The organism is Pseudomonas sp. AF03-9 (genome assembly GCF_020515815.1).
GTDB lineage: Bacteria > Pseudomonadota > Gammaproteobacteria > Pseudomonadales > Pseudomonadaceae > Aquipseudomonas.
The window spans coordinates 1-2,346 of sequence record NZ_JAHPJF010000050.1 but is presented as its reverse complement, the minus strand read 5'-3'; the positions used below and the strand labels follow the sequence as shown (position 1 = coordinate 2,346).

Annotated in this window: 1 protein-coding gene; it reads left to right on the top strand. The window is 64.2% G+C overall.

All coding sequences use genetic code 11. The features are described from left to right. The coding region (locus tag LIY36_RS27555; RefSeq protein WP_226457850.1) for a condensation domain-containing protein at positions 1-2,346 on the top strand (2,346 nt) is incomplete at both ends.

The window sequence follows — 2,346 nt, the reverse complement described above, 5'->3', positions numbered from 1 at the left end:
CTGGTGGCCTACGTCGTCCCGGCTGATGCCGCCCTGGCCAGCGAAACCGAGTTCCGCGAAACCCTGCGCCGCGCCCTGAAAACCCACCTGCCGGATTACATGGTGCCCGCGCACTTCATGTTCCTTGCCAAAATGCCCCTGACCCCCAACGGCAAACTCGACCGCAAGGGCTTGCCGCAACCTGAAGCCGCGCAGTCCCAGGGCATATGGGTTGAACCGGTCACCGCGTTGCAGCAACAAGTCGCCGCGATCTGGGCCGATGTGCTCGGCGCCGAGCGCGTCGGCCTGACCGATCACTTCTTCGAGCTGGGCGGGCATTCGCTGCTGGCGATGCAGGTGATCTCGCGGGTGCGCCAACTGCTGGCGCGGGAAATCGCCCTGCGTACGCTGTTCGAACAACCGCAACTGGAAGGTTTCGTGTTGGCCTTGCAGGCCCTGCAAAGCGATGAAGCGCCGTTGGCTCCAGCGATGCTGGCCGTGGACCGTGATCAACCGCTGAGCCTGTCTTACGCCCAGGAACGCCAGTGGTTCCTGTGGCAGTTGGAGCCTGAAAGCGCGGCCTATCACGTACCTAATGCCTTGCGCCTGACGGGTGAGCTGGACCGCTCGGCGTTGCAACGCAGCTTCGACAGCCTGCTGGCCCGTCATGAAACCTTGCGCACCGTGTTTGTCAGCGCCGGCGAGCGCACCCTGCAACGCGTGCTGCCGGTGGCCACCCTGCACATCGACAGTCTGGCACTCGATAACCCGACTGCCGAGCAGGTGCAGGCGCTGGTGGAAGCCGAAATCGCCCGCCCGTTCGATCTGCGCCAGGGCCCGCTGCTGCGGGTCAAGCTGTTGCAACTGAGCGCGCAGGAACATGTGCTGGTGCTGGTGCAGCACCATATCGTCTCGGACGGCTGGTCGATGCAGGTGATGGTCGATGAGTTGGTGCAACTGTATGCCGCCTATAGCCAGGGCCATGACGTGCAGTTGCCCGCCATGCCACTGCAATACGCCGATTACGCGCTGTGGCAGCGTGCCTGGATGGACGCCGGTGAAAAGCAGCGCCAACTGAGTTACTGGCGCGAACTGTTGGGCGCGGAGCAACCGGTGCTGGAGTTGCCCCTGGACCATCCACGCCCGGCCGTGCAGAGCTATCGCGGCGCACGCCTGGATGTGGCGCTGGAGGCGAATGTGGTCGCCGGCCTCAAGGCCTTGGCACAACGCGAAGGCGTGACGCTGTTCATGCTGTTGCTGGCCTCGTTCCAGACCCTGTTGCACCGCTACAGCGGCCAGTCGGACATCCGCATCGGCGTGCCGATTGCCAACCGCAACCGCGTGGAAACCGAGCGTCTTATTGGCTTCTTCGTCAACACCCAGGTGCTCAAGGCTGAAATCGACGGGCAAATGAGCTTTGCCCAGGTGCTGCAACAGACCAAGCGCCGTGCGCTGGAAGCCCAGGCGCATCAGGACCTGCCGTTCGAACAGTTGGTGGAAGCGCTGCAACCGGAACGCAGCCTGAGCCACAACCCGCTGTTCCAGGTGATGTTCAACCACCAGTCCGAGCTGCGTGTGCAGCGTGGCGAACAACTGCCGGGCCTGCGCCTGGAAGGGCTGGAGTCCAATAACCATCCGGCGCATTTCGACTTGAGCCTGGACACCCAAGCCTCGGCCGATGGCCTGTTTGCCACGCTGACCTACGCCACCGACCTGTTTACCGACGCGACCATCGCGCGCATGGCCCAGCACTGGCAGCACTTGTTGCACGCAGTGGCCGCCGATGCGCACAGACGTGTCTGCGAGTTGCCGCTGCTGGCCGGGGTCGAGCAAGTGCAATGGAACAACGGCGCTGCTGCATTCCAAAGCCCGTTGGGTGTGCACGGGCTGTTCGAGCGGCAAGCGCAACGCCGTCCCGACGCCATTGCCCTGTGCCTGGATGAGCAGACGCTGACTTACGCCGAGCTCAATCGCCAGGCTAACCAGCTGGCGCATTACCTGATCGCTGAGGGGGTCGGCCCCGAGGTCCTGGTCGGTGTCGCGGTGGAGCGTTCGTTCGCCATGGTGGTCAGCCTGTTGGCGACCCTCAAGGCGGGCGGCGCCTACGTGCCGCTGGACCCGCAATACCCGCGCGAACGCCTGCTGCACATGTTGGAAGACAGCGGCGTGAGCCTGGTGCTGACCCAATCCCACGTACCAATGCCGTTGCCCGCAGGGCTGCGCAGCGTGGCGATTGATCGGGTGGCGCTGGACCCGTGTGCCGAAGGTAATCCGCAGGTAGCAGTTGAACCGCAGAACCTGGCCTACGTGATCTACACCTCGGGTTCCACCGGCAAGCCTAAAGGCGTGGCGATCAACCATGCGGCG